General features: G+C 63.3%; 29 protein-coding genes. 17 read left to right on the forward strand and 12 right to left on the reverse strand.

Going from position 1 to position 23,867, the window contains the following annotated elements:
• Window position 1 precedes the first annotated feature (1 nt).
• The 6 genes from ACGYLD_RS15470 to ACGYLD_RS15495 form a co-directional block, all read right to left on the reverse strand.
• Window positions 2-430, reverse strand: a complete 429-nt coding sequence (locus tag ACGYLD_RS15470; RefSeq protein WP_394403125.1) for a YqaA family protein — start codon at window positions 428-430, stop codon at window positions 2-4.
• A 96-nt stretch (window positions 431-526) separates the two neighbouring features.
• The gene (locus ACGYLD_RS15475) at window positions 527-691 is read right to left on the reverse strand and encodes a hemin uptake protein HemP (protein ID WP_082851946.1); all 165 of its coding nucleotides are present in this window, start codon (window positions 689-691) and stop codon (window positions 527-529) included.
• Window positions 692-696: 5 nt separating this feature from the next.
• On the reverse strand, window positions 697-873 hold the full coding sequence (locus ACGYLD_RS15480; protein ID WP_394403127.1) for a hypothetical protein: 177 nt from the start codon (window positions 871-873) through the stop codon (window positions 697-699).
• A gap of 160 nt (window positions 874-1,033) precedes the next feature.
• The gene (locus ACGYLD_RS15485; protein ID WP_394403129.1) at window positions 1,034-1,351 is read right to left on the reverse strand and encodes an antibiotic biosynthesis monooxygenase family protein; all 318 of its coding nucleotides are present in this window, start codon (window positions 1,349-1,351) and stop codon (window positions 1,034-1,036) included.
• Between the two features lie 11 nt (window positions 1,352-1,362).
• Window positions 1,363-2,124: a ChaN family lipoprotein gene (locus ACGYLD_RS15490; protein ID WP_394403131.1), complete on the reverse strand. Its 762-nt coding sequence runs from the start codon at window positions 2,122-2,124 to the stop codon at window positions 1,363-1,365.
• On the reverse strand, window positions 2,121-2,375 hold the full coding sequence (locus tag ACGYLD_RS15495) for a hypothetical protein (RefSeq protein ID WP_209217383.1): 255 nt from the start codon (window positions 2,373-2,375) through the stop codon (window positions 2,121-2,123). The genes ACGYLD_RS15490 and ACGYLD_RS15495 overlap by 4 nt, the downstream gene beginning before the upstream one ends.
• 431 nt (window positions 2,376-2,806) lie before the next feature.
• On the opposite strand from ACGYLD_RS15495, the gene phnC reads away from it, so the two are divergent.
• The 5 genes from phnC to ACGYLD_RS15520 all read left to right on the forward strand — a co-directional run bounded on the left by phnC (window position 2,807) and on the right by ACGYLD_RS15520 (window position 7,422).
• A complete protein-coding gene (gene phnC / locus ACGYLD_RS15500; RefSeq protein ID WP_067261353.1) occupies window positions 2,807-3,601 on the forward strand; it encodes a phosphonate ABC transporter ATP-binding protein in 795 nt (264 codons plus the stop codon).
• 45 nt (window positions 3,602-3,646) lie between these two features.
• The gene (gene phnD, locus ACGYLD_RS15505; RefSeq protein ID WP_271689405.1) at window positions 3,647-4,555 is read left to right on the forward strand and encodes a phosphonate ABC transporter substrate-binding protein; all 909 of its coding nucleotides are present in this window, start codon (window positions 3,647-3,649) and stop codon (window positions 4,553-4,555) included.
• A 73-nt stretch (window positions 4,556-4,628) separates the two neighbouring features.
• A complete protein-coding gene (gene phnE / locus ACGYLD_RS15510; protein WP_271691894.1) occupies window positions 4,629-5,507 on the forward strand; it encodes a phosphonate ABC transporter, permease protein PhnE in 879 nt (292 codons plus the stop codon).
• A gap of 65 nt (window positions 5,508-5,572) precedes the next feature.
• Complete coding sequence (gene phnE / locus ACGYLD_RS15515; protein ID WP_271693844.1) at window positions 5,573-6,808, forward strand: phosphonate ABC transporter, permease protein PhnE; 1,236 nt, start codon at window positions 5,573-5,575, stop codon at window positions 6,806-6,808.
• On the forward strand, window positions 6,808-7,422 hold the full coding sequence (locus ACGYLD_RS15520; RefSeq protein WP_271689403.1) for a chloramphenicol acetyltransferase: 615 nt from the start codon (window positions 6,808-6,810) through the stop codon (window positions 7,420-7,422). Before phnE (ACGYLD_RS15515) ends, ACGYLD_RS15520 begins: the two co-directional genes overlap by 1 nt.
• Here ACGYLD_RS15520 and phnF read toward each other — a convergent pair.
• On the reverse strand, window positions 7,419-8,132 hold the full coding sequence (gene phnF, locus ACGYLD_RS15525; RefSeq protein ID WP_271691895.1) for a phosphonate metabolism transcriptional regulator PhnF: 714 nt from the start codon (window positions 8,130-8,132) through the stop codon (window positions 7,419-7,421). The genes ACGYLD_RS15520 and phnF overlap by 4 nt on opposite strands.
• A gap of 101 nt (window positions 8,133-8,233) precedes the next feature.
• On the opposite strand from phnF, the gene phnG reads away from it, so the two are divergent.
• The 7 genes from phnG to phnN are packed head-to-tail and all read left to right on the forward strand — an operon-like array spanning window position 8,234 to window position 13,320.
• Entirely contained in the window at window positions 8,234-8,692 is a 459-nt protein-coding gene (gene phnG / locus ACGYLD_RS15530) for a phosphonate C-P lyase system protein PhnG (protein ID WP_271691896.1), read from the forward strand.
• Window positions 8,692-9,252 (forward strand): phosphonate C-P lyase system protein PhnH, encoded by a 561-nt coding sequence (gene phnH, locus ACGYLD_RS15535; protein ID WP_271691897.1) that lies wholly within the window; start codon window positions 8,692-8,694, stop codon window positions 9,250-9,252. The genes phnG and phnH overlap by 1 nt, the downstream gene beginning before the upstream one ends.
• A complete protein-coding gene (locus ACGYLD_RS15540; protein WP_271691898.1) occupies window positions 9,252-10,355 on the forward strand; it encodes a carbon-phosphorus lyase complex subunit PhnI in 1,104 nt (367 codons plus the stop codon). The genes phnH and ACGYLD_RS15540 overlap by 1 nt, the downstream gene beginning before the upstream one ends.
• Before the next feature lie 47 nt (window positions 10,356-10,402).
• A complete protein-coding gene (locus tag ACGYLD_RS15545) occupies window positions 10,403-11,272 on the forward strand; it encodes an alpha-D-ribose 1-methylphosphonate 5-phosphate C-P-lyase PhnJ (protein WP_271691900.1) in 870 nt (289 codons plus the stop codon).
• The gene (gene phnK / locus ACGYLD_RS15550; protein WP_007117460.1) at window positions 11,269-12,039 is read left to right on the forward strand and encodes a phosphonate C-P lyase system protein PhnK; all 771 of its coding nucleotides are present in this window, start codon (window positions 11,269-11,271) and stop codon (window positions 12,037-12,039) included. Before ACGYLD_RS15545 ends, phnK begins: the two co-directional genes overlap by 4 nt.
• 52 nt (window positions 12,040-12,091) lie before the next feature.
• Window positions 12,092-12,775, forward strand: a complete 684-nt coding sequence (gene phnL, locus ACGYLD_RS15555) for a phosphonate C-P lyase system protein PhnL (protein WP_209217393.1) — start codon at window positions 12,092-12,094, stop codon at window positions 12,773-12,775.
• A complete protein-coding gene (gene phnN, locus ACGYLD_RS15560) occupies window positions 12,772-13,320 on the forward strand; it encodes a phosphonate metabolism protein/1,5-bisphosphokinase (PRPP-forming) PhnN (protein WP_271689398.1) in 549 nt (182 codons plus the stop codon). The genes phnL and phnN overlap by 4 nt, the downstream gene beginning before the upstream one ends.
• Here the strand turns inward: phnN and ACGYLD_RS15565 are convergent.
• Window positions 13,296-13,973 (reverse strand): DUF1045 domain-containing protein, encoded by a 678-nt coding sequence (locus tag ACGYLD_RS15565; RefSeq protein WP_394403134.1) that lies wholly within the window; start codon window positions 13,971-13,973, stop codon window positions 13,296-13,298. The genes phnN and ACGYLD_RS15565 overlap by 25 nt on opposite strands.
• A 47-nt stretch (window positions 13,974-14,020) precedes the next feature.
• On the opposite strand from ACGYLD_RS15565, the gene ACGYLD_RS15570 reads away from it, so the two are divergent.
• The 5 genes from ACGYLD_RS15570 to ACGYLD_RS15590 all read left to right on the forward strand — a co-directional run bounded on the left by ACGYLD_RS15570 (window position 14,021) and on the right by ACGYLD_RS15590 (window position 19,812).
• The gene (locus tag ACGYLD_RS15570) at window positions 14,021-15,169 is read left to right on the forward strand and encodes an alpha-D-ribose 1-methylphosphonate 5-triphosphate diphosphatase (protein ID WP_394403136.1); all 1,149 of its coding nucleotides are present in this window, start codon (window positions 14,021-14,023) and stop codon (window positions 15,167-15,169) included.
• A 210-nt stretch (window positions 15,170-15,379) separates the two neighbouring features.
• Window positions 15,380-17,776 carry a PAS domain S-box protein gene (locus ACGYLD_RS15575; protein WP_394403138.1) on the forward strand — a complete coding sequence of 799 codons (2,397 nt, stop codon included), beginning with the start codon at window positions 15,380-15,382 and terminating at the stop codon, window positions 17,774-17,776.
• 60 nt (window positions 17,777-17,836) lie between these two features.
• Window positions 17,837-18,124: an SH3 domain-containing protein gene (locus ACGYLD_RS15580; protein WP_209217398.1), complete on the forward strand. Its 288-nt coding sequence runs from the start codon at window positions 17,837-17,839 to the stop codon at window positions 18,122-18,124.
• Window positions 18,125-18,287: 163 nt separating this feature from the next.
• Window positions 18,288-19,223 carry a class II glutamine amidotransferase gene (locus ACGYLD_RS15585; protein WP_271691908.1) on the forward strand — a complete coding sequence of 312 codons (936 nt, stop codon included), beginning with the start codon at window positions 18,288-18,290 and terminating at the stop codon, window positions 19,221-19,223.
• 22 nt (window positions 19,224-19,245) lie between these two features.
• Window positions 19,246-19,812 (forward strand): poly-gamma-glutamate hydrolase family protein, encoded by a 567-nt coding sequence (locus ACGYLD_RS15590; protein WP_271691909.1) that lies wholly within the window; start codon window positions 19,246-19,248, stop codon window positions 19,810-19,812.
• Window positions 19,813-19,852: 40 nt separating this feature from the next.
• Here ACGYLD_RS15590 and ACGYLD_RS15595 read toward each other — a convergent pair whose 3' ends face one another.
• The 4 genes from ACGYLD_RS15595 to ACGYLD_RS15610 all read right to left on the reverse strand — a co-directional run bounded on the left by ACGYLD_RS15595 (window position 19,853) and on the right by ACGYLD_RS15610 (window position 23,774).
• Complete coding sequence (locus ACGYLD_RS15595; protein WP_067261320.1) at window positions 19,853-20,704, reverse strand: ABC transporter permease; 852 nt, start codon at window positions 20,702-20,704, stop codon at window positions 19,853-19,855.
• Between the two features lie 4 nt (window positions 20,705-20,708).
• Entirely contained in the window at window positions 20,709-21,566 is an 858-nt protein-coding gene (locus tag ACGYLD_RS15600) for an ABC transporter permease (protein ID WP_209217402.1), read from the reverse strand.
• Entirely contained in the window at window positions 21,566-22,651 is a 1,086-nt protein-coding gene (locus ACGYLD_RS15605) for an ABC transporter ATP-binding protein (protein ID WP_271691910.1), read from the reverse strand. The genes ACGYLD_RS15600 and ACGYLD_RS15605 overlap by 1 nt, the downstream gene beginning before the upstream one ends.
• Window positions 22,652-22,712: 61 nt before the next feature.
• Window positions 22,713-23,774: an extracellular solute-binding protein gene (locus tag ACGYLD_RS15610; protein ID WP_394403141.1), complete on the reverse strand. Its 1,062-nt coding sequence runs from the start codon at window positions 23,772-23,774 to the stop codon at window positions 22,713-22,715.
• Between the last annotated feature and the right edge of the window lie 93 nt (window positions 23,775-23,867).

Raw genomic sequence — 23,867 nt, forward strand, 5'->3', positions numbered from 1 at the left:
GTCACAAAACCCCGCGGGCGATCAGGATCAGCACGAGGTAACGCCCGCCCTTGGCAAGGGTGACGATCAGCACGAACCGCCAAAGCGGTTCGCGCAACATGCCCGCGGCCAAGGTCAGCGGATCGCCGATGATCGGCACCCAACTGGCCAGCAGGCTCCAGTATCCCCAACTCCGATACCAGCCAGAGGCACGGACCATCTGCTTGGCCGAGAAGGGAAACCAGCGGTGATCGGCGAAATGGCTGAGGTAGCGCCCCAGCAGCCAATTGAGCAGCGATCCCAGCACATTGCCCAGCGTCGCCACCAGCCACAAAAGCGCCGTGGCATGAGCACCCGACCACATCAGCCCCAAAAGCACCGCTTCGGATTGCGCGGGGATCAGGGTGGCCGCCAGCAGCGCCGCGAAGAACAGGCTCAGCAGGGCCAGCATGTCAGCGGCAAAAGTGGGCAAAGACGGCAGGGCATGGCGCGTCAGTAAAGACGCCGCGCCCACAGGGCAAGCCGCGCTTTGGGAAAGCGCGCAGGCTTATTTGGTCAGGATCAACTTGCCCGCCCGCGTGATGCGCAGCGTATAGGTCTGGCCGTCCAAGACGATATTCGCGGTCGAGCCATTGGGCACCAAGGCACGGGCATCATGCACGGCCTCTTGGGCCGGTTGGGCGGCGGGCGATGGATCGGGCAGTTTTTGCATCAGGCTCATGCCATCTCTCCCATTTGGCGGGCGCGTTGCAGATCGATGAGATGCTCCAGCCCGAAACCCTCGCAGGCTGCGGCATCGTTGCTGCCAAGCGCGATGTCGCGCCAGCTATTGTTGGATGGGGTCTGTAGCCGGGCATGGGCCATTGGCTCGGGCGTGGTCACGGGTGTCCTCACGGGGCGGGCTCCTTTCCATTGACATCCGGGCTTCCGACGCGCGGTGGCTTGGACGGTTTCGGCGTAAAGTCGTTCATACCCCGGCGAAACGCCCGGGTTCCTTTAACGGCTACTTAATCTGATTATTTTAGTCAAGTATAGAAACCCCGGCCCTCCCGGGTTATTCCGCGTCGATCTTTTGAATGGCGCTGAAGCCTTCGAACTGCGGCGCGCCCTCGTGCAGCTTGCGGGTCTGTCCCGCCCGCGCATGGGCGGCGCGAAAGGCATCGCTGGTCGTCCAAGCCCGAAAATGCGCCTCGCTCTCCCAAACGGTGTGAGAGGCATAGAGGATCGCCCCCTCCGTCTCCGGCCCTTTGAGCATATGGAAGGAGACGAAGCCTTCGCTCTCCTTCAGGTGGCTTTCCCGGTTCAGCCAAAGCGCTTCGAAAGCGGCGGCATTCTCGGGCAAGACGGTGAAACGGTTCATGGCAAGATACATGGGCCTGTCCTTTAGTTCTCGATCAGGGCGTTGCAGGGGGCGTCGCGCTCGGCGGGCGGGATGAGACGGGTCTCATCGAAAGGCACCGCGGTCTCGGCCCCTACAAAGCCGATGGCGTGGGTCGTGACTTCGGGCGCGGCTTGGGCGATGAGGGCGGGAATGCCCCAATCGGTGCGGGCGTGGCCATTGCCGGTGATCACCGCCACCGGCGGGCCGTAGGCTTTGAGCGCGTCGAGCGCGGCGCGGGCGAAGGTGGCGTCGCGGTAGCGTTGCACGGCGACCATGCCGCCCATCATCTCGCGCGGCATGGCCTCGCAATGGGCGGCGAATTGCAATTCCACACGCACAGCCTGCTGATCCTCCGGCAAGGGCTGGTCAAGGCCGAAGCGCGCCGCCTCAGGCCCGAAGAGCGCGGCTGCCCCCTCGCGGTACACGCGCTGCACCGCCTCACGCGGGGCGGCGGCGCCGATAATGCGGGCGTCTCCCAAAGCGCCAAAGATGGGGGCATAGATATCGAAGTGCTGCCACCCGCTCGCCGCCCAAGCCTGCGCAATCTGGCTGCGATCGGCGTCGGCCTTTGCCGACTCTTCGGCGGTGAGCATTTCGAACACCACAGCCGTAGGACGCAGCGCCTTTAGGGCAGCGGCCTGTTCGAGATGGGCATGGGGGTTGTCATGCACCTCGCCCAAGATCACGATCTCGGCGGGGGTGTCAGCGTTCGCGGGCAGCGCCAGCCAGAGCAGCATCGCGGCGCAAAGGCGCTTCGCGCTCACGATTTGCGCTCATCCGTGTCGGTTTTGATTTCGGGGTCGTTGTAATCGTTGGGGTCAAAGTCTTCGGGGTCGAACGGGTCTTCGTCTTCGGCGATGCCGCTGACATGGGTGGTGCCGCTTTCCTCGTCAAAGACCAGCCCGTAGTTCGCCTTGCCCTCGCTTTTGTAGCGCCGAAACTCGTGGATGCCGGCGTAGACGAAAACCAGCGTGATCGGCAGCAGAATCAGAAATGCGATAACTTGGGCGTCCATGAACGCGCTCCTTTGAATGCTTGTCGGGGGCCTGTCTCACCATAGGGGGCGCGGGTGGAGGACACTGCGCGCGCGGTGATCCGGCCAAAGATCTTAACGGTCGCTGCGCCAATTGCACGGCCTGACCAGATGCGGCCCTATCTGAACCGCCTTGTGAGAGAAAGCATTAATCCGCCCAGTTTGTTCCGCAAGCTCTATTTCGCAGGCCCTTATTTCATTGCATAAAACCGGCCCTTAGGCCCTCGCAGCCCCGCTCGTTTGCCCCATGCGCAGCACCGGCACCATCGCACAAGCGCCTATAAAACAAGCACAAACGCGCGGACTTAGGCAGCCGTTCCGCAAAAAGGGACGCGTTACAAAAGCTTCGTCAAACTTAAACATTCGTGACATTCACCGCTGCGATAGCTCGCCCCGCAAACCCCGGGGGACTTATGCTCGTCATTTCTGAACTGACCAAAACATTCGGCGCGAACACAGCGGTGGCCCGCGCCAACCTAGAGGTCGACAAGCCGCAGATGATCGGAATCATCGGGCGCTCCGGCGCGGGGAAATCCACCCTGCTGCGGATGCTCAACCGGCTGACCGATGCCTCCTCGGGGCAGATCCTGTTTCAGGGGCGCGATGTGACCGCCCTGCGCGGCGCGGCCCGGCGCGGCTGGCAGGCGGAATGCGCGATGATCTTTCAGCAGTTCAACCTCGTCCCACGGATGGATGTGGTATCGAACGTGCTGCATGGCACGCTCAACCGCCGCTCGACGCTGAGCAGCATCTTCAACCTCTACCCCGATGCCGACATCACCCGCGCCATCGAAATCCTCGACCGGCTGGGCATCGCGCAGCACGCGCCCAAACGGGCCGAGGCGCTTTCTGGCGGGCAGCAACAGCGCGTCGCCATCGCCCGCGCCCTGATGCAGGACCCGCAGATCATTCTGGCGGATGAACCCATCGCCAGCCTCGACCCGATGAACGCGCAGGTGGTGATGCAATCGCTGCGCCGCATTCACGAGGAAGATGGCCGCATGGTCATCGCCAACCTTCACACGCTGGATACCGCGCGCCGCTACTGCGACCGCGTGGTGGGGATGCGCGACGGCAAGATCGTCTTTGACGGCACGCCCGAGCAGCTGACCACCGGCATGGCCCGCGAAATCTACGGTGCGGACAGCAGCTTTTCCGAAGCCGCCACCTCAACCGAGATCGAAACGCTGGACAAAGTGCCAGCCTGACAAGACCCGCCCCAAAGGGCATTTTTTGCAAACGGAGACGACACAATGAAAAAGCTCATCGCCGCCGCCTTGGCAACCACGGCCCTCACCGGCACCGCCATGGCCCAAAGTGCCGAGATCGACGAATTCCGCATCGGCATCCTCGGCGGGGAAAACGCGCAGGACCGGATGAACTCCTACGAATGTCTGCGCGGCTACACCGAAGAGCGCCTTGGCGTTCCGGCCAAACTCTTTGCCCCGGCCGACTATAACGGCGTGATCCAAGGTCTGCTGGGCGGCACGCTCGACATGGCATGGCTGGGCGCTTCGGCCTATGCCGCCGTGCATCTGCAAGACCCCGAAGCGGTCGAGCCGGTGCTGGTCAAGATCAACCTCGACGGCTCCTACGGCTATCACTCCATCGGCTTTGCGCGCAAAGATGCGGGCATCGAGAGCCTCGAAGACATGCAGGGCAAGGTCTTTGGCTTTGGCGATCCGAACTCCACCTCGGGCTACCTGATCCCCTCCATCGAAATCCCCCAGACCACTGGTGCCACGATGGAATCCGGCGACTACTTCGGCGAAGTGAAATTCACCGGCGGCCATGAGCAGACCATCGTCGCGGTCAACAACGGTGACGTCGACGGCGGCGTGACATGGGCCGACGGTCAGGGCAACTGGGAAGACGGCTACAACTCCGGCGCGCTGCGCAAAGCCGTGGACGCGGGCCTCGTCGACATGAACGACCTGGTGGAAATCTGGCGCTCCAAGCCGATCCCCGAAGGCCCGGTCGTGCTGCGCAAGGCCCTGCCTGAAGAGGTCAAGGCGACGATGACCCAACTGGTGGATGAACTGCACGAGAAAGACGCCGATTGCGCCTACGGCGTGGCCGCGGGCGAGAGCCTTGGTTTCGATCCGATCGCGCATGACGCCTATGTCTCCATCGTCGAAGCGCGCAAGGCGAAATCCAACTGATCGCAGCGATTACAAGACATCTGGCAGGTCCCGACAACGATTGTCGGGGCCTGTCGTCATAGGGGGACGACAGATGCACCAGACCACCACCGCACCGCAGATCACGGCGGATTACCTTGCCCACACCCGACAAAAGCGGGTGATGAACATGATCCTGCTGGTCGTTTTCCTGGCCCTGCTGATCGGCGGTTTCGGCACCGCCAATGCCCGCAACGCAGGCGGGTTCTGGAACGGGCTGCCCAATATCTTTGACTTCCCCGCCGATGTACTGGGCGAGGCTTGGGAGCGCATCCATCTGCTGCCCGGCTATTTCGTGAAATACCTCCCCTCTCTGATCGAGACGGTGAACATCGCCGGGGCCGCCACGCTGATCGGCGCGCTGCTGGCTTTCTTCGCTGCCCTTCTGGCCACCCGCGGCCTTGCCCCCGCGCCGTGGCTCGTAGCGCCGCTGCGCCGCCTGCTGGACGTGCTGCGCGCGGTGCCTGAGATCGTCGTCGCGCTGGTGCTGATCTTCCTTCTGGGCGGCGGCCCGGTGCCCGCGATGATCGCCATCGCGCTGCATACCGTGGGCGCGCTCGGCAAACTTTTTTCCGAGGTGAATGAGAACGCCTCTCTTAAACCTGTCGACGGCCTTGCCTCCGTCGGCGCAGGCTGGCTGCAACGCATGGTGCTGGGCGTCGTGCCACAGGTCGCGCCCAACTACCTCTCCTACGCGCTGCTGCGGTTCGAGATCAATATCCGCGCCTCGGCCATCCTTGGCTTCGTCGGCGCAGGCGGCATCGGCTATGACCTGCGCAACACGATGTCTTGGGGCCAAGGCAAATTCGACGAGGCGGCGGCGATCTTTCTGCTGCTCTTCGGCACCATCATCATCGTCGACCAAGTCTCAAGCCATTTCCGCGATCGGCTGACCCATGGCCGCGCCTATAAGGACAAGGGAGCCATCCTGTGACCGACCTTACCGCTTCCACCCTCCCCGCTCAGCAGGTCGCCAGCCGTAGCTTCCGGCGCAAACGCATGGCGAGCCTTGCCGCCCCGGTGCTGATCCTTGCCTATCTCACTTACGTCTTCTTTGCCTTCGACGTGGCCGGGCTGGGTGACCGCATCAATGTGTCGAACATGAAGACGCTGGTGGCCGACAGCTATAGCTACAAAACCCATGTCGCCCGCGACAACCGCAACGGCGAGATGGAGATCGCCATCGAAGGGGAGCGCAAGGGCCGCTATGCACCCGGCACCGCCCCCGATTGGGTCACCTTGGGCGAGACTTCTATCGTCGAGCTGGGCAACGGGCACACCGTCGAACTGGGACCGGAAGTGCGCTATGACGTGCCGGGCTACGGGCTGATCACCGCCACACCGGGGCGCAGCGGCGTCAACGCCACCCTGCCCGATGGCCCCTTGCCCGCGTGGATCAACGCCTCGAAAAACCGTCTTGCCGTGACCACGGAGGCAGGCCGCCTGACGATCACCCGCAACCGCGCCGAGGTGTTCCGCTATTTCAACGGGTGGGAGCTGTTCTTCTTCACGCTCGACAGCCCCTACTACGGCATGTCCCCGCTTGAGCTGTTGCGCAGCGGTGAATACGGCGCGATCTGGCAGGACTTCTGGACCAACAAGATGTGGCGTCACGGCGATGTGGCTTGGGCGCTGGTCGAGACCGTTCTCATGGCCTTCCTCGGCACTTTTGGCGCGGCGATGATCGCCCTGCCGCTGGGGTTTCTTGCGGCCAAGAACTTCTCTCCGCTTGGCGCGCTGCGCTTTGCCGCGCGGCGGCTCTTTGACTTCCTGCGCGGGGTCGACGGGCTGATCTGGACCATCGTATTGTCCCGCGCTTTTGGCCCCGGCCCGCTGACCGGATCGCTGGCGATCTTGCTGACAGACACCGGCACCTTCGGCAAAATCTTCTCCGAGGCGCTTGAGAATGTGGATGACAAACAGATCGAAGGCATCGCCTCCACCGGGGCCGCCCCCGTGCAACGCTACCGCTTTGGCGTCATCCCGCAGATCACCCCGGTTCTGCTGAGCCAAGTGCTCTACTATCTGGAATCCAACACCCGGTCCGCCACCATCATCGGCGCGATCACCGGCGGCGGCATTGGCCTGCTGCTGACCCAAGCGATCATCACCCAAAAGGATTGGGAGGAGGTGAGCTATTACATCGTGCTGATCATTCTGATGGTCGTGGCGATGGACAGCTTCTCGGGCTGGCTGCGCCGCAAACTGATCGCGGGCAATGAGGCGGACCACTGATGGCGCGTCTCAAAGCGGATGCGCCCTTCCTTCACCCGGACTGCGAAGTGACTGACACGCAGTTCGGGCGCTATGTCGAGATCGGGCGCGCCACGCGCCTCGCCCATTCCGAGATCGGGGATTACTCCTATTGCGACCGCTGGTGCGACATCGCCAACACGCAAGTCGGCAAGTTCAGCAATATCGCCGCCAGTGTGCGTATCGGGGCTACCGATCACCCGATGGAAAAGGCCAGCCTGCACCACTTCCACTACCGCGCCGGGGACTACTTCGACGGGGCCGAGGATGACGCCGACTGGTTCGCCCTGCGCCGCAGCCGCCGCACGGTGATTGGCCATGACACATGGCTGGGCCACGGCGCGCAGGTCCGGCCCGAGGTAACCATCGGCCACGGCGCGGTGGTGGCAGGCGGGGCCATCGTCACCCGCGATGTCGCCCCCTATATGATCGTCGCCGGCATCCCCGCCAAACCGCTGCGCCGCCGCTTTTCCGAAAGCATCGCCGCGCGGATGGAGGAATTGGCGTGGTGGGATTGGCCGCATGATCGACTGCAAGCATCGCTCAAGGACTTCCAAACCCTGCCCGCCGAAGCGTTTCTTGAGAAATACGGCTAGTCGCCGGGGTTGAGCGTCAGCGTCACCCGGTCACCCGCGAACCACGTCACCCCGTATTCCACCGGCACGCCCTCGGGGTCCACATTGATCCCCGCCGAGCGCAGGATCGGCGCGCCTTCGGACAGCCGCAGATGCAGCGCCTGCGTGGCAGTGGCAAGCTTCGCCGTCAGCCGGGTCGAGGCGCGGATGTAATCCACCACCCCACCCTGCGCCAAGGCGGTGGTGACGGAACGGCTGGCCTCAAGCGCCGCCAACAGGGCAGGAAACCGCGCGGCGGGAAAGATGCTGCGGAAGATCGCGATGGGCTGCTCATCGGCCAGTGACAAACCCTCGTAGACATGCACCTGCGCCTCGCCCTCCAGCCCCAACTGCGCGGCCTCATGGGCCGAGGCGGCGCGGGTCTCCAAGGTCAAAACCTCCTTGGCTGGCACCCGCCCCGCCGCCGCGAGGTTCTGGTGAAAGCGCACCCGTTTGCCGATGGGATAGTCCGTGGGCCGCTGCGCCACGAAGACGCCCGCGCCCCGGCGGCTATAGGTCAGCCCGCTCTCGTTCATGTCGCTGATCGCGCGGCGCACCGTGTGGCGATTGACCCCAAAGCGCGCCGCCAACTGCGCCTCGGTCGGGAGCCGGTCACCGGGGGCGTATTTCCCCGCAGCGATATCGTGGGTCAGGGCGGCGGTGATGGTTTTCCAGATCGCAGTACGGGCCATGTCGCAGAAGTTTCACATATCCAAGCTTGCGCCAGCGGAAGGCCAGCGGCTAATACTTGTCTAGTTGTATAGTAAATTAGACAAATGCACAAGGTGTCTAGATGACGGTTGAAACCAAGGAAAAGTCCCGCGACAGGCAGGCGTGGATGGGCCTGCTCGCACGGGCCGAGGCCCGCGATCTCGCCCGGCTATGGGAGGGCTTCGGCCCCCTGCCCGCCCATGAGGTGCTTCGCGCGCCTGAGATCGGCGGCGTCATGCTGCGGGGCCGGATGGGCGCTGTGGGCGATGCCTTCAACATGGGTGAGATGTCGGTCACGCGCTGTTCGGTGCGGCTGACGGATGGGGTAGACGGCCACGCCTATGTGCAGGGCCGCAGCCGCGACAAGGCGCTGCAAGCGGCCCTTACCGACGCGCTGATGCAGGGCGATGCGGCGGATGAGGTCCGCGCCAAACTGCTCGACCCGCTGGCCGAGATCGAGGGCCAGCGCCGCGCCAGCCGGGCCGCCAAGGCCGCCGCCACCAAGGTCGACTTTTTCACCATGGTCAGGGGAGAAGACTGATGCAGACCCTATCGCTGACAGGCGGGTTTCGCGACGCGCCCAAAGACGCCGCTTTTGCCTTTCGCGCGGTGATGAACGCCATGGCCAAACCGGGGGAGATCAACAGCGTGACCGGGGCCGAACCGCCTGCGGGTCTCTCCACCGCCGCCGGGGTCGTCCTGCTGACGCTCTGCGATCCCGAAACGCCGCTCTACCTCGCGCCCGGCTTCGACCGACCCGAAGTGCGCGACTGGATCACCTTCCACACCGGCGCACCCTTCGCCCCCGCAACTGCGGCGCAATTCGCCTTGGGCGCCTGGGACGACCTGCCGCGCGGCGACTTCCCCCTCGGGACCGCCGCCTACCCCGACCGCTCTGCCACGCTGATCGTCGAGTTGGATGATCTGCGCGGCGATGGCGCGACCCTCTCCGGCCCCGGCATCAAAGACAGCGCGGCACTGTCGCTGCCCGAGCGCGCCGCTTTTCAGCAGAACGCGGCGCTCTTCCCGCGTGGGCTGGACTTCATTTTCACCTGCGGCGACCGTTTGGCGGCGCTGCCCCGAAGCACAAAGGTGTCCTGATGTATGTAGCGGTAAAAGGCGGCGAGCGGGCGATCGACAACGCCCACGCATGGCTCGCCGAAGAGCGGCGCGGTGACGCAAAGGTGCCGGAACTCAGCGTCGCGCAAATTCGCGAGCAGATGACGCTGGCGGTGAACCGGGTGATGGCCGAAGGCTCGCTCTATGATCCCGACCTCGCCGCGCTGGCGATCAAACAGGCGCGCGGCGACCTGATCGAAGCGGTCTTCCTGATCCGCGCCTATCGCACCACCCTGCCGCGGTTCGGTGCCTCGCGCCCGATGGACACCGGCACCATGGCCTGCGATCGCCGCGTCTCGGCCACCTTCAAGGATGCGCCGGGCGGGCAGGTCTTGGGGCCGACCTTCGACTACACGCACCGGCTGCTGGATTTCAAACTCGCCGCCGATGGTGAGGTGCCCCCGGCCCCCGAAGCGCCCGAGGCCGAACCGCCCGCGGAGACGCCGCACATCATGGAATTCCTCGACCGCGAAGGGCTGATGCAGCGCGACACGGACAGCAAGGCCCCGCCGCGCGACCTGACGCGCGAGCCTTTGGAACTCCCTGCCACCCGCGACCTGCGCCTGCAAGCGCTGACCCGCGGCGACGAGGGCTTCGTGCTCGGCATGGCCTATTCCACGCAGCGCGGCTATGCCCGCAACCACGCTTTCGTTGCAGAACTGCGCATCGGCAAAGTCGCTGTCGAAATGGATATTCCCGAACTGGGTTTCGCCATTGAGATCGGCGAGGTTGAGCTGACCGAATGTGAGACGGTGAACCAATTCGCAGGCTCAAAGACCGAGCCGCCGCAGTTCACCCGCGGCTACGGGCTGGTCTTCGGCATGTCCGAGCGCAAGGCGATCTCCATGGCGCTGGTGGACCGGGCATTGCGTTGGGAGGAGTTGGGCGAAGACAACCTCGGCGCGCCGGCGCAGGACGCGGAATTCGTGCTCTACCACGCCGACAACATCCAAGCGACGGGGTTCTTGGAGCATATCAAACTGCCCCATTACGTCGACTTCCAATCCGAACTCGAACTGATCCGCAAACTGCGCCGCGAGGCGACAGCCGCGGCGCAAGACGCACCACGGGAGGCCGCGGAATGAACCCTGCCATGACACAGTGTGACCAAGACAGGCATGAGGACCGAGGCATGAACGACTACAACTTTGCCTATCTGGACGAGCAGACCAAGCGGATGATCCGCCGCGCGATCCTGAAAGGGCTGGCGATCCCGGGCTATCAGGTGCCCTTTGCCAGCCGCGAGATGCCGATGCCTTACGGTTGGGGCACTGGTGGCGTGCAAGTCTCTGCCGCGGTGCTGACGCCCGAGGATACCTTCAAGGTGATCGACCAAGGGGCGGATGATACGACCAACGCCGTCTCGATCCGCCGCTTTTTCCAAAAGACGGCTGGCGTCGCCGTGACCGAAGCCACGGCCGAGGCCAGCGTCATCCAAACCCGCCACCGCATCCCCGAAGCCGCGCTGCGCGAGGATCAGGTGCTGGTCTATCAGGTGCCAATCCCCGAACCGCTGCGCTTTCTTGAGCCTTCGGAGGTCGAGACCCGCAAAATGCACGAGCTGGAGGAATACGGGCTGATGCATGTGAAACTTTACGAAGACATCGCCCAGCACGGCGCGATTGCCACGGCCTATGCCTATCCGGTCAAGGTCGAGGGGCGCTATGTGATGGACCCTTCGCCGATCCCGAAATTCGACAATCCGAAACTGGAAATGGCCGCGATCCAACTCTTCGGCGCGGGGCGCGAGCAGCGGATTTATGCGCTGCCGCCCTATACGCAGGTCGTCTCGCTGGATTTCGAGGACCACCCCTTTGAGGCGAGCAAGGCCGACCATCCTTGCGGCCTCTGCGGGGCCGAGGACAGCTATCTTGATGAGTTGATCGTCGATGACGCAGGCGGGCGTCTGTTCATGTGTTCCGACACCGATTATTGCGCGGCCCGTCAGGCCGCCGGACATCGCGGCGCGGATGCGGCACCTGTGGTGGAGGGCATGGCATGACCCCCTTGTTGCAAGTTGAAAACATCGCGAAATTCTATGGCGCGCGGATCGGCTGCACCGATGTCAGCTTTGACCTCTACCCCGGTGAAGTCATGGGGATCGTCGGGGAAAGCGGCTCGGGCAAGTCGACGCTGCTCAACACGCTAGCCGGGCATCTGACCCCGGATCGCGGGGCCGTGCGTTTCGACACCCGCGCCGATGGGCTGCGCGACACGGTGACAATGAGCGAGCCGGAGCGCCGGATGCTGTCGCGCACCGATTGGGCCTTTGTGCACCAACACGCCCGCGACGGGCTGCGCATGAACGTGAGCGCGGGCGGCAATGTCGGCGAGCGGCTGATGGCTGTGGGTGCGCGACACTATGGCGACATCCGCGCCAGTGCCACCGATTGGCTGGGCCGGGTCGAGATCAACGAGGACCGGATCGACGACCGGCCCTCGGCCTTCTCTGGCGGAATGCAGCAGCGTTTGCAGATCGCCCGCAACCTCGTGACCGGGCCGCGGCTGGTCTTCATGGACGAACCCACGGGCGGGCTGGACGTGAGCGTTCAGGCGCGGCTGCTCGACCTGCTGCGCGGGCTTGTGCGCGAGATGGGGCTGAGCGCGATCATCGTGACCCATGATCTAGCGGTGGTGCGGCTCTTGGCGGATCGGTTGATGGTGATGAAGGATGGCCATGTGGTGGAAACCGGCCTGACCGATCAGGTGCTCGACGACCCGCAGCACGGCTATACGCAGCTTTTGGTCTCGAGCGTGCTACAGGTGTGAACATGCAAAGAAAACCATTCAATTTCAGAATTATACCGAGCAAGGCTAAACCATGATACGCGTGGAAAATGTAAGCAAATCCTTCACTCTGCACAATCAGGGTGCTGCGGTGATCCCGGTGATGCGCGGCGGTGAATTGACCGTCGCGCGGGGCGAATGCGTGGCGCTGACCGGGGCGTCGGGCGCCGGAAAATCGACGCTGATGCGGATGATCTATGGCAACTACCTGACCGCGTCGGGCCGGATCATGGTGGGCGATCTGGATGTCGCCCAAGCCGCCCCGCGCGAGATACTGGAGCTGCGCCGTCATGTGCTGGGCTATGTTAGCCAGTTCCTGCGCGTCGTGCCACGGGTGGCAACGCTGGATGTCGTGGCCGAGCCGCTGCGCGCGGTGGGCAGCAGCGAAGCCGAGGCACGGGCGCGGGCCGGAGAATTGCTGGCACAACTCAATATCCCCGAACGGCTTTGGCAGCTCAGCCCCACGACCTTTTCCGGCGGGGAGCAGCAGCGGGTGAACATCGCGCGCGGCTTTGCGCATCCCTACCCCGTCCTGCTGCTGGACGAGCCGACGGCGAGCCTTGACGCCACCAACCGCGCCACGGTGCTGGCGCTGATCGAAGAGGCCAAGGCCCGTGGCACGGCGATCTTGGGCATCTTCCACGACGAAGCCGCCCGCGACCAAATCTGCGACCGCGAAGTGGACGTGACCCGCTTCACCCCCGGATTGGCGGCATGAGCGGGCGTTTCATCGCGGTTGTGGGGCCGTCGGGCGTGGGCAAGGACAGCGTGATGGAAGCGCTTGCCGAGGCCCAGCCCGATCTCTTCCTCGCCCGCCGCGCCATCACCCGGCCCAGCGAAGCGGGCGGCGAAGACTTCGACGGGATCGACGAGGCCACGTTCCTGCGGCTGGAGGCGGAGGGCGCCTTTGCCCTCAGCTGGGCCGCGCATGGGCTGCGCTATGGCATCCCCATCGCGGTCGATATGGCGCTGGCCGAGGGGCGCGACGTGCTGGCCAACCTCTCGCGCGCGGTGTTGACCGAAGCGAAGCTCAGGTTTGACCGGTTCGAGGTGCTGTCGCTCACCGCCGCGCCCGAAGTGCTGGCCGCGCGGCTGCGGGGCCGTGGGCGCGAGAGTGAAGCGGAAATCACCGCCCGGCTGGCGCGCGCCGAACGGGTCTTGCCCGACCATATCGCCGCCATCGAGATCGACAACTCCGGCCCGCTGAAGCAAACCGTGGCACTGGCGCTGGCGGCGCTTTATCCCGAAAGGGCCGCGCGGTGAACCTCATGGAACATACCGTCTGGGGCCTGCCCCACCAGCGTCAGGCTGTCCAGCACGAAGGGCTGCGGCAGATGCGGCGTGATATAGGGGGCCAGCGCTGCGGTGACCTGCGGCAGATCGCCCTTGGGCAGTTTGCCGGTCAGGGTGATGTGAAAGCGGAACGCCTCCATCACATAAGGGTAGCCCCATTGGCTGAGGTTAGCCTCTTGCACCGGGGTCAGATTGGCCTGACGCCTGCGGGCCAGATCGGCCTCGGTCGGTGGCGCGCGGAAAGTATCAAGGCCGCGCACCACCTCGGCGGCCATGGTGTTGAGCGCGGCGGTGTCCCCCTCGGGCGTCAGCGCCAGAAACCGGCCCAGCTGGGTCAGCGCCAGCCCATCCAGCGTGACGGGCGCAAGCCGCGTGCAAAGCGTCTTGAACTTGGCCAGCAACCCGTCAGCCGATGTGCCTTCGGCCAGTACGAACGGCGGTTTGACCGTCGCGTGCAGCCCGTATTTGCGCGGCGTCTGGGTCAGCGCGGCCACGTCCAGCCCCGCGACCTCAGGATGTGCCACGGCACGCCCGCGCGCCAAATCCCACCCCAGCCAAGCGGCCCCAGCCTCGGCCAATGCGCCCTTGGGCGTGTAATAGATCGCGTAGCGGTCGAACTTCATTCATCTTCTCCCTGCATCCATGGATGCGCAACAAGCGTGACCTTCACATGACAAAAGAAACCATTCTCGCCAATGCCAAAATCATCCTGCCCGATGCGGTGATCCCCGGCAGCGTGGTGCTGCGCGACGGGGTGATCGCCGATATCGCCGAAGGCACCGCCCTGCCCAAGGGGGCGATCGATTGCGAAGGCCGCTACGTCGCCCCCGGGTTGGTGGAACTGCATACCGACAACCTAGAGCGCCACATGAAGCCGCGGCCCAAGGTCGATTGGCCGCACCGTGCCGCAATCATCGCCCATGACCGCGAACTGGCGGGCACCGGGATCACCACGGTTTTCGACGCGATCCGGGTGGGGTCGATCCTCTCGGACGAAGGGCGCAAACGCTACGGGAAATACGCCCGCGACATGGCCGATGAGATCCTGATGATGCGCGACAGCGGGGCGCTGGCGATCAGCCACCATATCCACCTGCGCGCCGAGATCTGTTCCGAAACGCTAGAGGAGGAACTGGCCGAGTTTGGCCCCGACGACAAGGTCGGCATCGTCAGCCTGATGGATCACACCCCCGGCCAGCGGCAATTCCGCGACGTGCAAAAGTTCGAGGATTACGTCTGCGGCAAGAACGGCCTGCCGCGTGAGGATTTCGGCGATTACGTTACCTTCCTGCATGGGTTGCAGGACCGGCTTGGCGCGAAACATGAAGCGGCTGCGGTGGCGGCGGCGGCGCGCTATGGCGCAGCGCTGGCCAGCCATGACGACACCACCGCCGAACAGGTCGCGACCAGCCATGCCCATGGCGTGCGGCTGGCCGAATTCCCCACCACCCGCGAAGCGGCAGAGGCGTGCCATGCCCAAGACATCGCCACGATCATGGGTGCGCCGAACCTCGTGCGCGGCGGCTCGCATTCGGGCAATGTCGCGGCCAAGGAACTGGCGGAACTGGACCTGCTCGACATCCTGTCGTCCGACTATGTGCCCGCAGCCCTTTTGCTGGGCGCGGTGCAATTGGGTAACCTATGGGGCGACATGGCACGCGGGCTCGCCACCGTGACCCGCACGCCCGCGCATCATGCAGGGCTGACCGACCGGGGCGAGATCGCTCTGGGCGCGCGGGCCGATCTGATCCTCTTTGACATCATGAAAGACGCGCCGATCCTGGCTTCGGTCTATGCCATGGGCAACCGCGTGGCCTGACCGCGCCCTGCCCCCTGCGCATCCGCCGGCCCCGGCGGGTGCCCCTCCTACCTATCTGCGCAAAAACCCGCCCCTTGTGCGAATGTGGCTTTTTGCCCTCGTCTTGTCCCTCCATAAGGCTAGGTTAAACAAACCTGCATCTTGCAGTAACAATTTAGCCGGTCATCATGGCCGACAAGTTTGAGGAAAATGGTGCGAGAAGCATTCAGATTGGCGAGTGATCGCCTTGGCCAGATCGTCGAAGACGCGGCCAGCGAAGTTTACCTTTTTTCAGTCGAAGATTTCACCTTCACCCTCGCCAATCGCGGCGCGCGGGAGAACCTTGGCTATTCGATGGATGAGCTGCGCGGCATGGCGGCTTGGGACATCAAGCCCGAACTCTCGCGCGAGGCGTTTCTGGAACTCGTCCAACCGCTGCTGAGCGGTGAGAAGACGACGCTGGAATATGAGACGATCCACCAACGCAAGGACGGGTCGCGCTATAACGTGCTGACCCATCTGCAATTGATCGTGACCGAGAATGACACGGTCCTCTACGCGGCCATTCAGGACATCACGAAACAGAAAGAGGCCAACGCGGCGCTGACCAAGGTCTCGGCCCGGCTGGACGCCATCCTGAGCAACACGACGATGGCCATCTTCATGATGGACGACAAACAGCAATGCGTTTTCATGAACCGCGCGGCAGAAGAGCTGACCGGCTATCGGTTCGAGGAAACCGCAGGCCGACCGTTGCATGATGTGATCCACCACACCCATCCCGATGGGCGGCATTTCCCCATCGAAGACTGCGCCATCGACCGCGCCTTTCCCGAGAACCACCAGACCCAAGGGGAAGAGACCTTTGTCCATAAGGACGGCAGCTTCTACCCTGTGGGTTTCACCGCCTCCCCGATGAAGGACGAGACCGGCAAAACCGTGGGCACGGTGATCGAGGTGCGCGACCTGCGCGAAGAACTGCGCGCCCGCAATGCCGAGATCGAGTTCAACAACGCGCTGAAAACCAAGATCGAAGAGGCCATGGCCGAGCGGGACCGGCTTGAGGCGCAATTGGTGCAGGCGCAAAAGATGGAAGCCGTGGGCCAGTTGACCGGCGGCATCGCGCATGACTTCAACAACCTGCTGCAAGTGGTGGGCAGCAACCTCCAACTTCTGTCGAAAGAATTGCCCGAAGGCGACGCCAAGCGGCGGTTCGTCGACAATGCCATGGCAGGCGTGTCGCGCGGGGCCAAGCTCACCGCGCAGTTGCTGGCCTTTGGGCGGCAGCAGCCCTTGGAGCCGAAACCGCAGAACCTTGGCCGATTGGTGCGGGGCATGGACGACATGCTGCGCCGCACGCTTGGCGAAGGGATCGAGGTCGAGACGGTGATCTCGGGGGGCCTGTGGAACTGTCTTGTCGACCCGGCGCAGTTGGAGAACGTGATCCTGAACCTCGCCATCAACGCGCGCGATGCGATGGCCCATCACGGCAAGCTGACGATCGAAGTGGGCAATGCCGCGCTGGATGATGCCTATACGCAGAACCATCCGAACGTGGCGCCGGGCCAATATGTCATGCTGGCGATCACCGACACCGGCACGGGCATCCCGCCCGAGATCATGGAGAAGGTCTTTGACCCCTTCTTCACCACCAAGGAGACCGGAGAGGGCACGGGGCTGGGCCTCAGCATGGTTTACGGTTTCGTCAAACAATCCGGCGGGCACATCAAGCTCTACAGCGAAGAGAAGCAAGGCACGACCGTGCGGGTCTACCTGCCACGCACACAGCGCAAGGAGGAAAGCGCCCCGCTGCCCGCCACCACCGACACGCCCACCGGCAGTGGCGAGGTGATCCTTGTGGTCGAAGACGATGCCGCCGTGCGTGAGACTGCCGTCGATCAACTGCGCGATCTTGGATATGGCGTGCTTACCGCCGAGAATGCGGACAGTGCGCTGGCGATCGTGAAAAGCGGGGTCCAGATCAACCTGCTGTTCACCGATGTGGTCATGCCCGGCAAAATCCGCAGCCCCGAGCTTGCCCGCGAGGCCAAGGCGCATCTGCCGAATGTCGGCGTGCTTTTTACCTCGGGCTATACGCAGAACGCCATCGTTCATGCGGGACGGCTCGACGAAGGGGTCGATCTGCTGAGCAAACCCTACACCCGCGAACGGCTGGCGCTGAAAATCCATGAAATCCTCTCGCGCCAAACCAGTGCCGACGCCGCCCCACCAGCTGCAGAGACCGCGCCGAGCACCGATGACGCGCCCAAGGTGCTGCTGGTCGAAGACGATGCGCTGATCTGCATGGCCACTGCGGATATGCTCTCTGATCTGGGCTATGCGGTAACCGAGGCCGACAGCGTCGCCGCCGCGGAGCGCAGCCTTCAGGCAGAGCGGTTCGATGTCATGTTCACCGACCTTGGCCTGCCCGATGGCTCTGGCATGGAACTGGTGCGGCATGTGACGCAGCTGCGCCCCGAAATCGCCGTGATCATCGCCTCAGGCGCCGATCCGCGGGAATATGCCGAAGGCGATGCAGAGGCGGGGCGCTATATCAGCTTGATGAAACCCTATGACGAACATTCGTTGAAACGGGCGTTGGAGCAGTGCAAGGCGGCGGCGGAATAAGGCGGCTAGGATCACCCCGGTTTTCGATCTATGAGAAAGAAAACAAAAGAGAGGCAGATCATGCGCAGCATTACATTCGCAGCCGTTTCCACCGCTATGTTCATCGCTGGTTGCGCGGGCGTGGCCAGTGACCGCGTCATGGTGCACCGCACCGGGCCGGATGAGCTTTTAAAACTGCGGTCCGGGCCGGGCTTGGATTTCGGGATCATCATGGGGTTGCCCGACGGCACCGTCCTCAACCGCCGCGATTGCGTGACCGAGATCGGGCAGTTGTGGTGCCGCGTCTCACTCGCCGATGCGCCTGAGGTGCAGGGCTATGTTTCGGCGGATTATATCTCTGACATCTGATTTATGACCTCGGGTGGCCCGTGTGCCGGGCCGCCCACAGCCGACGGACACCTTGCCCTGACCGCGCTGCCACGTCCCAAGTCGATTTTCGCACGCCTTGCTCTATCTCAGCCCTTCACACCCTTTTCGAAGTCGCTGAACTATCTCAAGAGTAAGGAAAACCATGTGCCGCTTTCTCGCCTATATCGGACCTGAACTGCCAATCGAGTCGCTGCTCCTTGCGCCTGAGAACAGCCTGCTGAACCAAAGCCTCGACCCGGAACTGCACCCAAGCCTGCAACTGGCCGGCTGGGGTTTCGCCGCCTGGAGCGACCATCTGCTGCATCCCGAAGCGCCGCTGCGCTACCACCGGCCCAAGGCCGCCTTTCACGACGACAACGCCAAATCGGTGATCCCTAGCCTGCAGGCGCACACGCTGCTGTCGCATATCCGCGCGGCCTCTTATGACGCCAGCGTGGTGCAGGCCGATGAGAACTGCCACCCATTCTCCTTTGACCATACGCCGTGGATCATCGCCCAGAACGGCGCCCTGCCCCATTGGCGGCAATTGCAGCGCGAACTCTTGCCCCATTGCAAAGATCGCTACCTCACCCAGATGCGCGGCACAACGGATACGGAATTCCTCTATGTGCTGCTGCTGTCCCTGCTGGAGGGCAACAGCGACGAAGACGTGCAGCGCGGGTTTGAAAAGCTGTTGCAGGTGATCTGCAAGGCTGCCCGCGACCTCGACCTCGCCGCGCTCACCAAACTCAAGATCGCGCTGGTCAGCCGGGAGCGGATCATCGGCGTGAACTTTGGCTGCGGCCATGAGGGTGAGACGGATGTCACAGGCGATTGGCAAAAGCTGCGGGACGAGGACCTGCCCCTGTCGATGCTGCTTGAGCCGATCTACCTGCTCACCGGGGCGAATTTTCAGGACTATGCGAACACCTATGACATCGACGCCTGCCCCGAGGGGGAGGCGACCTCGGCCATCCTCGCGTCGGAACCGCTGACCGAAAACGCGGAGGAATGGCTGAAGATCGAATTCGGCGAGATCGTGTTTCTGGAGCGGAAGGACGGGCTGATCCGCAAAACGGTCCGCAAGCTCGACGTGTAACCGCCATTCAACAGGAGCCTTTATGGCAGATCGTTTCCAAAACTTCGCCGACCTCTCCGCCGAGATGGTCGCGGGCGTCGATTACCGCATCCGGGCCGAAGATCGCGGCAGCGCGGTTGTCATTCTGGCCCCGCATGGCGGCACGATCGAACCCGAGACCGGGCTGATCGCCGAAGCGATCGCGGGGCGCGACCTGTCGCTCTATGTCTTCGAGGCGCTAAAGCCCGGGGCGCATGGGGATTTTCACATCACCTCGCACCGTTTCGATGAGCCGCAGGCGCTGGCGCTTGTCGGCAGCGCCGAGGGGGCCATCGCCGTGCATGGCCGCAAGGACGATGGCACCGAAACCGTATGGCTCGGCGGGCGGGACAAGGCGATGCGCGGTGCCATCGGCTCCGCCCTGCGCAGGGCGGGCTTCGGGGCGGAGGTAAACACCACCCTGCCCGGCCTGCACGAGACGAACATCTGCAACCGCACCCGCAAGGGCGCAGGGGTGCAGCTTGAACTGCCCCGGTCGCTGAGGCGCCATCTGGCAGAGGATGCGGATTTACTTGAAAGGTTCAGCCGGGCGGTGCGTGCCGCGCTTTAGCCGGAAGTGGCAGGCCCGGCTGGCGGGCCTGCCGAGGGGCTTAGCCCTTTTTCTGGAACAGGATCACCAGCAGCGCCAAAAGCGACGAGCCCAGCATCAAGAGCAGCGACACGGCGTTCAGCAGCGGGGTCGACCCCTCTTTCAGCCGGTCGAACATGGCGATGGTCAGCGGCGCGTCGGAGCCCACGAGCATCAGCGTGGTGTTGAAGTTCTCAAAGCTCATCAAAAACGCCACCACCACGGCCCCGACCATCGCAGGCGCAAGGAAGGGCAGCGTGATCGTGCGCACCGCTGTCAGACGGTCCGCGCCAAGGTTCAGCGCCGCCTCCTCCAAGGTCCGGTCGAATTTCTGCAACCGGGCCGAGATCACCAGCGTGGCGATGGTGGTAATAAAGCTGAACTGCCCGAGGATCACCAACAGCAGACCGGGGCGCAGCGCCTGTATGTCGATCTGCGCCAAGTCCCAAACGCCATTGGCCAGTGTTGAGGAGAACACCAGCACCGAGATGCCTAAGACGATGCCGGGGATCACCAGCGGCAGCAGCATCAGCACATAGAGGAACCCCTTGCCACGGAACTCATAGCGGTTGAACAAAAAGGCGTTGGTCGTGCCCACGCAGACGGAAAGCACCGCCACGCAAAGCGCCACGAAGGCCGAGGTGCCGACCGCGCGCAGAATGCCGCGTTCGTGAAAGACGCCGATCTGCGGGCGCTCCTCGCCAAAGAACCAATTCCATGTGAACCCCTCCCACGGGAGAGAGGGGAACTGGCTGTCGTTGAAGGCGAAGACCGCCACCACGGTCAGCGGCAGGGCCAGATAGAGAAAGAACAGCGCCACATAGCCACCATAGACAATGCGAAAGCTGCGCGATTGCGGGATTGTCGGGATCATTGGATCACCCCATCGTTTCCTTGAGGGTCCGGCCCGTGAGCCAGAGCATCCCCCAGACGATCACCGAAGACAGCACCAAAAGCATAAAGCCAAAGGCGGCGCCCAGCTCCCAATTGGAGCGCACGATGAACTGGTTATAGATCATTTCGGTGAACCACAGGCTGTCCTTGCCGCCCAGCATCGTCGGCGTCAGGTAGTTGCCCAAGCTCAGCATGAAGACCACGATACAGCCCGATACGATGCCGGGCATGGCGTGGGGGATAATGATCTCACGCAGGACGGAAAGACCGCTGCCGCCCAGATCATAGCCCGCCTCGATCACACTGTCGTCGAGGCTTTCCAGCGTGGTGACAAGCGGCACCACCATGAAGAGCATGGAGGTATAGACCAGCCCGACCATCATCGTGGCATCGGTATAAAGCAGCTCGACCGGACGGTCGGCCAGCCCCACCCATTGCAACAGGTTCGAGACGAGACCCGTCTCACGCAGCAGGATCATCCAGCCAAAGGTGCGCACCAGTTCGGAGACGTAAAACGGGATCAGGCAGAGCAGGAACAACACCTGCTGCAAGCGCCCCTTCGCCATTTTGGCGATGTAATAGGCCACTGGAAAGGCGATCAGCAGCGTCAGCGCGGTTGCCAGCACCGACATCACCGCCGTGCGCCAGAAGGTGCGCAAATACAGCGGTTCGGTCAGCGCCTTTTCATATTGCGCCAGACTGGTTTCATAGACGCCAAAGCTGATCCGCTCGCGCAGCGAGATCAGCAGCATGTCGATATGCGGGATGATGATCAAAAGCCCCAGCCACAGCACCAAGGGCGTCAGCAGCAGGTAGAATGTCAATCGGGATTGGCTGCGCATCACGCGACCCCAAAGCAGGTCGCCTGCCCCGCGCCCCAGCCGATATGCACCACGTCGCCGCGTTTCAGGCTTGAGAACTCCCCCGATTGCGGCAGCGTGACTTCGAGCGTTTCACCCACATCATCCTGCACCAAGACGCGGGAAGCCGCGCCGTTGAACAACAGGCTGGTGACGGTGCCCTTTAGCTGATTGTCGAAACCCGACAGCGCATCGGCACTGGCAGCCAGCCGAATGGATTCGGGCCGCACGAAAATCTCGGCCTTTGCCCCTTGGACAAGGCCCGCGCCGGTGGCGCGCATGGCAAGCCCGCTGTCGGTGCGCAGTTGCAGGGCGTCGCCCTCCACCCGTTCGATCCGGCCTTTCCAGCGGTTCGACTCTCCGATGAAACCGGCGACGAAGGGTGTTTCGGGGCGGTAGTAAAGGTCTTGCCCCCGGCCCACCTGTTCGAACTGGCCGTTGCTCATCACCGCGATCTGGTCGGACATCACCAGCGCTTCGGATTGGTCGTGGGTGATATAGACGAATGTCGTGTCAAAGGCGGCTTGCAGGGCCTTTAGCTCAACCTTCATATGTTCGCGCAGCTTGAGGTCCAGCGCCCCCAGCGGCTCATCCAGCAGCAGCACGTCAGGCTCCAACACCATGCAGCGCGCGATGGCGACCCGTTGTTTCTGCCCGCCCGAAAGCTCATCCGCCTTGCGCGCGCCGATGCCCGGCAGGCCGATCCGGTCAAGCGCCTCATCGACTTTGCGCGCGATCTCGGCTTTGAGCATGCCGCGACGGCGCAGCCCGTAGCCGATATTCTCGGCAATCGTCATCATCGGGAAAAGCGCCAGATGCTGGAACACCATGTTCACCGGGCGCTTGTTCGGCGGCGTATCGAGCACCGAACCGCCCTTGATCCGAATGTCACCCGAAGTAGGGTCAAGAAACCCGGCGATCATCCGCATGATTGTTGTTTTGCCACAGCCCGAAGGCCCGAGGATGGAGAAGAAACTGCCGGGCGGCACCGTGAAGGAGACGTTGTTAACAGCGGTGGTATCGCCGAACCGCTTAACGAGGTCGACGCATTCCAGATCTGGGGTCATGTGAATTCCGTATAAAGATGCGACACCCCCAATATGAGGGTGCCGCTCGTAGGGTCAGTTATCAGTTGGCAGCTTGGACGCGGTCCAGCACTTCGCCTTCGATGGTTTCCAGACCGGCGGGCACCGGCGGATACCATTTGATATTGTCGACGGCTTCTTGCGGGAAGCTGTTCTGATACTTGGCTTTCAGGCTGTCTTCGGCAAACTCATCCGCGCCTGCGGAGGCGGTGAAGTTGCCCGCCGCTGCGGTGATCATCGCCGCGATTTCCGGCTGCATGACGAAGTTGATCCACTCATAGGCCACATCGTCGGCCTGCCCTTTGGCGGGCAGAACGAAGGTGTCGATCCAGCCCAGCGCACCCGAGGCCGGGGCCACGAAGGTGATGTCGGCGTTGTCGTCGTTCAGCTTCCAGCCGCCGGTATCCCATGCCATCGACGCGGTCACTTCGCCCGAGCGCAGCAGGTTCATCAACTCATCGCCGCCGCCCCAGTAGGTTTTGACGTTCTCTTTGCATTCGATCAGCTTGTCTTCGACCTTGCCCATGATCTCGGCGTATTTGGCTTCGTCATCGTAGGCGGCAAAGGGGTCTTCGCCCAAAGCGAAGGCAAAACCGATCAGTGTCGGGCGTTTCAGGCGGTAGGAGACTTTGCCAGCGACTTCGGGCGCGCAGAGGTCGGTGTAATCCTTGACCGTGTCACCCGCTTCGGCGGTGTTCATCACCAGACCGGAGGTGCCCCAGACATGCGGCACGCCGTAGACGTCGCCGTTCACGGTGGTGTTGGCCATGGTCGCGTCGAGCATGGAGGGGATGAAAAGCTCTTTGTTCAGCTTGGAGACATCGATCGGCTTGTAGATGCCGAACTCCATCTGCGGCCCCATGATGCGGTCTTGCGACGGCTGGGCGAGGTCGAAACCACCGCCGCCTGTGGCGCGCAGCTTGGCGATCATCTCTTCGTTGTTGGATTTCGTGACTTCGACGGTATGGCCGGTCTCTTCTTCGAATTTCGCGACCACGTCCTCAGGTGCGTAGCCGCCCCATGTCAAAAGGCGCAGCGTGTCGGCTTGGGCCACGGAGGCGAGCCCCGCCAGCATGGTGCCGGCCAGCAGAATGGTTTTTGTCATGGGAAATCCTCTTTCTAGTGTACTCATTGTCGGCAGAATGCGCGCGTTAGACCAGTTGGTCAATTTATACTTCGACGCATTGCGGCTCCTTGT

The organism is Sulfitobacter sp. 1A12056, from assembly GCF_043558125.1.
Classification (GTDB): domain Bacteria; phylum Pseudomonadota; class Alphaproteobacteria; order Rhodobacterales; family Rhodobacteraceae; genus Sulfitobacter; species Sulfitobacter faviae.